Genomic DNA, 6,939 nt, shown 5'->3' on the forward strand with positions numbered 1-6,939 from the left:
ATGCGGCGGCTGTTGCGGAATGTCAAAATATTAACGCCCGGGTAATATGACTCAGATTGGTAAAAAAGTTTTGCCGTATATCGGGTTTATGGGCAGGGGATGACGCCACGAGATACTGGCTTTGTACTGGCCATCGCGGGGTAAAAATCAGGGTTTTCAGCGGGTTGGGGCGTATGAGTTCGGTACAACTTCGAGGGATTGAGACGGTGTCAATTTTGTTACAAGGGAGGAGTGGTAGGACTACAAGCGCGTCGGCTGCACCTGATGGGGCGCATCAGGTGAGCAGGTGACGAGTAGCAGGGGCGTTAGCCAGGCACTTGGCCGAACTTGCCGGCTCTGTAATCGGCCATCGCCTGCTGGATTTCTTCCTGGGTGTTCATCACGAACGGTCCATAGCTGACCACGGGTTCGTTGAGCGGCTCAGCATGGCCATAGAGCAGCGTCGACCCTTGGGCGCTGTCGATCACAACTTCATCGGCGTCCCCGCTGAGGGCGATTAGGTGGTGTTGCTCCAGCACGACGCTGGCAATCTCGGCACTGCCGTTGACCACGTACAGAAAAACGTTCCTGCTGCTGGGGGCGGGCAAGCGCACTTTTGCGCCCGCTTGTAGCGTGACGACCATCATGCAGGTTTGGGTGAGCGAACGGATTGGGCCTTCTTTCCCCGCACAGTCGCCGGAGATGAGCTGGATTTCAGCGTTGTCCTGATTGATCACGGTAATGCTTTCGCGCTGCAGGCCGGTGTAGGCCGGCGCGGTCATCTTCAAGCATGACGGCAGGTTGAGCCACAGCTGCAGAATTTCCAGGGGGCCGCCTTCGCGCTTGAATGACTCGGGCGACAGTTCGGCGTGAACCAGCCCTGAACCTGCGGTCATCCATTGCACGCCGCCAGCGCCGATAATGCTTTCATGGCCGCCGCTGTCCAGATGTGACAGGTTGCCCTGCAGGATGAAGGTGATGGTTTCGAAGCCGCGATGTGGGTGTGGGCCGAAGGGCAGGCCCTGGTTGCCGGGGGGATAGGTCTGTGGGCCGTGATGGTTGAGGAACAGGAACGGGTCCAGTTGCTCGATATCCGGGCCGGGTAGAGGGCGGCGAGTGGTGAGGTCGCCGATGTCGTCGCGGTAAGCGGGGTACTGGTGGGTGACGGTACGGGTGGGCATGGGGGAACTCGCTGGTGGCGGGGGGTTGGGATGGAGCAGGGGTTGGGATTTGCGGTGAATGGTCCCCTCACCCCAGACCTCTCCCTGAGGGAGAGGGAGCAAAAGCAGATCGCCTATAGCTGTGACATCTTCGTCCGACCCCTCTCCCTGAGGAAGAGGGAGCTAAGAGCAGATCGCCTATATCTGTGACACCTTCGTACGACTCCCTCTCCCTCAGGGAGAGGGCTGGGGTGAGGGGACCATTCACCACAATCCTCAACCCCCTACACCCAAGATCAAACAATCATCTCACATCAAACCCATCCCAGCTCTCCACCCATCAACGACGATCCAGCCACACCGTCTGGGCGTTGCAAAACTCGCGAATCCCGAAGTGAGACAGTTCACGGCCAAACCCGCTTTTCTTCACCCCTCCAAAACCCACTCGGGCATCCGACGCACTGTACCCGTTGATGAACACCCCACCTGTTTCCAATCGCTCGATGAAACGCTCGATCATCGCCTCGTTGGCCGTCCACACGCTGGCGGTCAGGCCGAATTCGCTGTCGTTGGCCAGCGCCAAGGCGTGCTCGGCATCACGGGCTTCGATGATCGCCGCGACAGGGCCAAACAGCTCCTGATCGAACGCGGTCATGCCGGGTTCCACGCCTGCCAGCACTGTGGGTGCGTAGTAATTGCCTACGCCCTCGATCTTGTGTCCGCCCAACAACAGCTGTGCACCTTGGGCAATGGACGCCTGTACCTGGCCGTCCAGTTCATCGCGCAGGTCATAGCGGGCCATGGGGCCGATATACGTATCCTCGTTCAAAGGATCGCCGATTTTCAGCGCTTTGGCCGCGGCGACGAATTTCTCGGTGAACGCCGGCAGCACGCTCGATTCGATGATCAGGCGCTTGGCGGCCGCACAGACCTGGCCGGTGTTCTGGAAGCGTCCCAGCAACGCGGCGTTGACCGCTTCGTCCAGATCCGCATCGGCCAGGACGATGAACGGATCGGAACCGCCCAGCTCCAGCACACATTTCTTCAGCGCGGCGCCGGCCTGAGCGGCAATCGCCGAGCCTGCCCGAACGCTCCCGGTGACGGTGACTGCGGCTACACGGGAATCGGCAATCGCTCGAGAGACCCCCTGCGGTTCCACGTTGAGCAACGCGAAGAGATGCTCCGGCAATCCGGCTTCGATGAAGGCGTCGTGCAGCAAGGTGGCGCTGCCCATCACGTTGGGCGCGTGTTTGAGCAAATAGCTGTTACCCGCCAGCAGCACCGGGACCGCGCCGCGCAGTACCTGCCACAGGGGGAAATTCCAGGGCATGACGGCCAGTACCGGGCCCAGTGGGCGGTATTCGATGCGCGCCTTGTTGCCCGGGACCTGAGTCGCTTCGGCGGCCAACATCGCCGGACCGTGCTCGGCATACCATTCGCACAGGCCGGCGCATTTTTCCACTTCACCGCGGGCCTGGCTGATGGGCTTGCCCATTTCCTCGGTGATCATGCGGGCCAGGGGCTCGGCCATGTTGCGCAGCACTTGGGCCAAGCGCACCAGGGTGTCGGCCCGCTCCGCCAGAGGGGTGTAGCGCCATTGCTGGAATGCCGCGAAGTTACCTGCCAGGGCAAGCTCCAGTTGCTCGTCGCTCTGGAACGCATAGTGCTGCAAGGTCTGGCCGGTGGTGGGATTCAGGGAGAGGGCGTGGGTCATGTCGGTGGCTCCGTTGGAAGAACATGAACCTACGATAAGCCCCTTGGATGCTTATGAATATTGAATAATAATAAGCAAAACCATCTCAATTGGAGAATGTATGGACCTCACGCAGCTGGAGCTCTTTCGCGCCGTCGCCGAGGAAGGCAGCATTGCCGCTGCCGCCCAGCGCGTGCACCGAGTGCCGTCGAACCTCACGACGCGCATCAAACAGCTGGAGAGCGACTTAGGGGTGGAGCTGTTCATTCGCGAAAAGCTGCGCCTGCGGTTGTCGCCCAATGGCTGGAATTTTCTCGACTACACCCGGCGCATCCTCGATCTGGTCGAGGAAGCGCGCCAAGCGGTCTCCGGCAGCGAACCCCAGGGCGCGTTCTCCCTGGGCTCACTGGAGAGCACGGCCGCGGTACGCATCCCGCCGCTGCTGGCTGCCTATCACCAGCGCTTTCCCAAGGTCGAGCTGGACTTGTCCACGGGTCCTTCCGGCGACATGCTCGATGGCGTGCTCAGCGGCCGCCTGGCCGCAGCTTTCGTCGACGGCCCGTTGCACCATCCGCTGCTGGACGGGCGTGCGGTGTATGACGAGGAAATGGTGCTGGTCAGTGCCCGTAGCCATGCCGAGGTCGCTCGCGCTCGGGATGTGAACGGCGAGACGATCTATGCGTTTCGCGCCAACTGTTCCTACCGGCGGCACTTCGAGAACTGGTTCGTCGCCGATGGCGCAGCCCCCGGCAAGATCTTCGAAATGGAGTCATACCACGGCATGCTCGCCTGCGTCAGCGCCGGTGCGGGCCTGGCATTGATGCCGCGCAGCATGCTGGAAAGCATGCCGGGCAGCAGCAATGTCAGCGTCTGGCCGCTGGTGGAGGATTTTCGCTGGTTGCAGACCTGGCTGATCTGGCGCCGCGGTGGCGGCTCCCCCAACCTCACCGCCATGCTCGAAATGCTGTAGCAGCGGATTCATCCGCGTCCCATCCGAGTGTTCACGATGCACCGTGGCGCCAGCTGACGCGGATTAATCCGCTGCTACGGGGTGGGAGAGAGTAGCGCCTGCACTTCTGCCAGGTCCGGCGCATGGGCACCGGCGTGCTGGCAGGAGGCCGAAGCGCACGCGGCGGAGAAGCGCAAGCGTTGTTGCGGGTCTTCGAGGCCGAGCATATGAGAGGCGAGCCAGCCGGCCATGCTGGCATCGCCCGCACCCACGGTATCCACTACCTCGATCGCGATGGCTGCCTGTTCGTATTGGCGGTCCTGAGTGTGCAGCACCATGCCGTGCTCGCCGCGGGTGAACAGCACCTCGGCGGCGGGGTTCATGGCGCGGAGTTCATTCAGGGCCTGGGCTTCGGTCAGGCCCGGGTAGATCTGGCGCAAGTCTTCGTCGGAGAGTTTGATGGTGTCGGCCATGGCGATCAGGGTCGGGAAGGTCTGCTCGCGGTAGTGGGCGTCCATCAGGTTGCGCCAGTTGGGGTCGTAACTGATGTGCTTGCCAGCCTCACGGCACTGCTCGGCGACTTTGAGCAACTGCGCGCCCAAGGGTTGGCGAGCCAGGCTGATGCAGCTGAAGTGACAGATCTGCGCCGCCGCCAACCAGTCCTCGGGGAGCAAGGCGGGATCAAAACGCAGATCGGCTTCCCCGGCAAAAAAATAGCGCGGCGGTCGCGCGCTGGGCACGATGGCCACCAACGGGTCGGCGTCCACCCGCTGGATGAAGCGCATGTCCAGGCCGGCCTGGGCCGACTGCTCGGCGATTTCGTCACCCAGCGAGTCGCTGCTGATGGCGCCAGCAAACGCGGCGGACAGGCCGAGCCTGCTCAAGGTACGGGCCACGTTCCAGGGCGCACCGCCCGGGTATCCGCGCCATTGACCAGGGGAGCCTTGAACGATATCGGTCAAGGCTTCGCCGAAAACCACTATGCGGGGCATTGCCATCGATTGTTCCTTGTCGCTTTGCCAGCGCTCGAGGCCAACGCTCACGGTCGGCCCTGGCCTGGTCTGGGATATTGGAAGCCCTACCTTAACGCCAATGGCCGCTGAGCTCTAATACGGGGTGCACCTGCCAGCGATACTTTCTTGATCTCGCCGGCCCCAGGCGCTGGATTCAGGCCTGGTTCTGCCAGTGCCGACATTTCGATGTCTGGCCCACGCCAGGATTGAAGGCATTGCAGGGGTCCAGTTGTTGATAGAACGCCTTGAGTGCGGGTTTGGCGGGGTACAGATGGCCGACGTTGTGCTCGGCCGGGTACTCGGCCCCGCGCCGGTCGAGCAACGCCCACATCTGGTGTTCGACAGCCAGACAGTCACTGCCCTTGCGCACAATGTAATCCTGATGGAAGACGTGACAGAAGAAGTGGCCGTAATACAGCTTGACGATCATCTGCTGCTCGATGGCATCGGGCAGGGTTTCGAACCACTGACGGTCATTGCGCGCCAGGGCGATGTCCAGCGCAACGATATCCTCGACCTCATCATCGTGCACCGCGCGGTAACGCACCGCGGCACCGGCAGCGGCGAAGCGGTGCAGAAACGCCTTGGAGCCTTCCTCGGCCGTGCAGCGGAAGTAGCCGCCGTCGCGTCCGGCGAACAGTTCACTCAGCAGTTTTTCGGTCGCACTCACCGAGCCCGCCGAGACTTTCAGCATCAGGTAGTGCTCGTAGCGCTGGCGATAGTCCTGCATGCGTTTGGGTAGATGATCCGGGAAGCAGCGCGCCGCGATCTGCAAGGCGCGGTCGGCAAGATTGGACGGCAGCCATTTGAAGCGCCCGAGCACGGTGTCGACCTTGCTCTTGAGCGCGAACATCTTAGGCAGCCGTTGGGTGCCCAGGTGATGGATCATGAGGAAGGTGTCTTTGCCGTAGTCGGCGGCCACGTCGTAGGCATCGCGGTGCATGTATTCACCGGCGATGGGCAGCTCTTCGAACTGCGCCAGCATCTGCCGGCGGATCTGCGTAAGGTCGCCGGTATCGTTGCTGCCGATGTAGAACACTGCGGTGTCGCGCTCGGCAACGAAGGTGTCCAGGCGTACCGCAAACACGGCCAGCTTGCCGGCGCTGCCGCTGGCTTCGTGAAGGCGCTGCTGGTCAGCGTTGAAGCGTGCAGGGGTAGCAGCGTCCACGTCGCGCACGTACTGGGCATAGCCATGGTCCGAGCCGCGCCCGGCATCGGTGTGGATATCGCTGTCGGTGTAGCGGCGCGCGTCGAGGTTGCCGAGAATCTCCTCCGGGGTGTCGCCCAGTTCCACCCCCAGGTGATTGATAAGGTGCAGCTGGCCCTGGGCGTCGAGTTGCGCGTACACGGCCATCTCGGTATAGGCCGGGCCCCGGCGTACCAGGGAGCCGCCAGAATTGTTGCACACCCCGCCAAACACCGACGCACCGATGCACGAAGAACCGATCACCGAGTGCGGTTCGCGGCCCAGGGGCTTGAGCACCTTTTCCAGTTGGTCGAGGGTCGAGCCCGGGAAGCAGATGACCTGCCGGCCTTCTTCGATCACTTGCACGGTACGCATGCGCAGCGTGCTGATGATGACCACTTCGCGGTCGTAACCGCCGTCAGGCGTCGAGCCGCCGGTGAGACCGGTATTGGCGGCCTGCATGATGACGATGCGGTCGGCAGCCACGCAGGCCTTGACCACTTGCCACTGTTCCAGCAGCGAGCCGGGCTGCACCACCGCCAGGGCGCTGCCGCTGCCGAAGCGAAAGCCGTGGCGAAAACGCACCGTGTCGGCTGGTTCGGTAAGCACGTGGGAAGCACCGACCAGGCCCCGCAGCTGGGCGATCAGCTGCTTGGCGTCGGTGGTCGCCGGGGCGGGCGTGGCGAGGGCAATCGTGTTCATTGGGCGATTCCGCGGGACATTATTGTTCTGCCAAGTTAGGCGCTGTGGGGCAATCATTCAAATGGATTCGTTGGGGGTGGCGTGGTCGCGGTGTGAGCGCGTCGGGGCTGTTGGGATAGGGCGTGCGATCTTGGGGGGGGGCTTGACCCGGCTTACGCCGGTCCCACAGGTGGGGGGGGCGTTTGGGGGGGGGTAAATACTGCCTTCGGAGGGGGGCGGCTGCGGGTAGCACTGTCTCCACTGACTGCACTTGTCGG

The 6,939-nt window shown here is 62.6% G+C and carries 5 protein-coding genes; 1 reads left to right on the forward strand and 4 read right to left on the reverse strand.

The window, feature by feature from the left end:
* Positions 1 to 305 precede the first annotated feature (305 nt).
* A complete protein-coding gene (locus B3397_RS16880; RefSeq protein WP_296252174.1) occupies positions 306 to 1,160 on the reverse strand; it encodes a pirin family protein in 855 nt (284 codons plus the stop codon).
* Positions 1,161 to 1,479: 319 nt separating this feature from the next.
* A complete protein-coding gene (locus B3397_RS16885; RefSeq protein ID WP_296252176.1) occupies positions 1,480 to 2,853 on the reverse strand; it encodes an aldehyde dehydrogenase family protein in 1,374 nt (457 codons plus the stop codon).
* Positions 2,854 to 2,953: 100 nt separating this feature from the next.
* Between B3397_RS16885 and ptrR the strand changes: the two genes are divergently transcribed.
* On the forward strand, positions 2,954 to 3,802 hold the full coding sequence (gene ptrR / locus B3397_RS16890; RefSeq protein ID WP_296252177.1) for a putrescine utilization regulator PtrR: 849 nt from the start codon (positions 2,954 to 2,956) through the stop codon (positions 3,800 to 3,802).
* 74 nt (positions 3,803 to 3,876) lie between these two features.
* Here the strand turns inward: ptrR and B3397_RS16895 are convergent, their stop codons facing one another.
* On the reverse strand, positions 3,877 to 4,779 hold the full coding sequence (locus tag B3397_RS16895; protein ID WP_296252178.1) for a carbohydrate kinase family protein: 903 nt from the start codon (positions 4,777 to 4,779) through the stop codon (positions 3,877 to 3,879).
* A gap of 169 nt (positions 4,780 to 4,948) precedes the next feature.
* Entirely contained in the window at positions 4,949 to 6,682 is a 1,734-nt protein-coding gene (dld, locus tag B3397_RS16900) for a D-lactate dehydrogenase (protein ID WP_296252181.1), read from the reverse strand.
* Positions 6,683 to 6,939: the final 257 nt, after the last annotated feature.

It is taken from the genome of Pseudomonas sp. UBA4194, from assembly GCF_002379585.1.
Taxonomy (GTDB): Bacteria; Pseudomonadota; Gammaproteobacteria; order Pseudomonadales; family Pseudomonadaceae; genus Aquipseudomonas.